1 rRNA gene is annotated in these 1,317 nt (G+C 52.3%); it reads right to left on the minus strand.

Features of this window, described 5'->3' with window-relative positions:
• Positions 1 to 19: 19 nt before the first annotated feature.
• Positions 20 to 1,317: ribosomal RNA gene (locus tag N4T77_RS20070) — 16S ribosomal RNA — on the minus strand; the annotation flags it as partial.

Below are 1,317 nucleotides of genomic sequence, written 5' to 3' on the forward strand. Positions count from 1 at the left end.
TTTAGTTATAATTCCTTAGAAAGGAGGTGATCCAGCCGCAGGTTCTCCTACGGCTACCTTGTTACGACTTCACCCCAATCACTGACCCCACCTTCGGCCGCTGGCTCCTTACGGTTACCTCACGGACTTCGGGTGTTGCCAGCTCTCATGGTGTGACGGGCGGTGTGTACAAGGCCCGGGAACGTATTCACCGCGACATTCTGATTCGCGATTACTAGCAACTCCAGCTTCATGTAGGCGAGTTTCAGCCTACAATCCGAACTGGGATGAGTTTTTTAGTTTGGCTCCCCCTCGCGGGTTTGCATCTAATTGTACTCACCATTGTAGCACGTGTGTAGCCCTGGACATAAGGGGCATGATGATTTGACGTCATCCCCACCTTCCTCCCGGTTAACCCGGGCAGTCTCACTAGAGTGCTCAACTTAATGGTAGCAACTAATGATAAGGGTTGCGCTCGTTGCAGGACTTAACCTAACATCTCACGACACGAGCTGACGACAACCATGCACCACCTGTCTCCCTGCCCCGAAGGGCTTCCTCCATTACGAGTAATTCAGGGGATGTCAAGTCCAGGTAAGGTTCTTCGCGTTGCTTCGAATTAAACCACATGCTCCGCTGCTTGTGCGGGCCCCCGTCAATTCCTTTGAGTTTTAATCTTGCGATCGTACTTCCCAGGCGGAGTACTTATTGTGTTAACTGCGGCACAGAAGGTTGGACCCTCCTACACCTAGTACTCATCGTTTACGGCGTGGACTACCAGGGTATCTAATCCTGTTTGCTACCCACGCTTTCATGCCTCAGCGTCAGTTACGGTCCAGAGAATCGCCTTCGCCACTGGTGTTCTTCCTAATCTCTACGCATTTCACCGCTACACTAGGAATTCCATTCTCCTCTCCCGCACTCTAGATATCCAGTTTGAAATGCAGCTCCCAAGTTAAGCTCGGGAATTTCACATCTCACTTAAATATCCGCCTACGCATCCTTTACGCCCAGTAAATCCGGACAACGCTTGCCACCTACGTATTACCGCGGCTGCTGGCACGTAGTTAGCCGTGGCTTCCTCCTTTGGTACCGTCATTATCGTCCCAAAAGACAGAGCTTTACAACCCGAAGGCCTTCATCACTCACGCGGCGTTGCTGCATCAGGCTTTCGCCCATTGTGCAATATTCCCCACTGCTGCCTCCCGTAGGAGTCTGGACCGTGTCTCAGTTCCAATGTGGCCGATCACCCTCTCAGGTCGGCTACGCATCGTCGCCTTGGTGAGCCTTTACCTCACCAACTAGCTAATGCGCCGCGGGTCCATCTCAAAGCGGATT

Source organism: Clostridium sp. CX1 (genome assembly GCF_025398335.1).
Lineage (GTDB): Bacteria > Bacillota > Clostridia > Clostridiales > Clostridiaceae > Clostridium_AM > Clostridium_AM tanneri.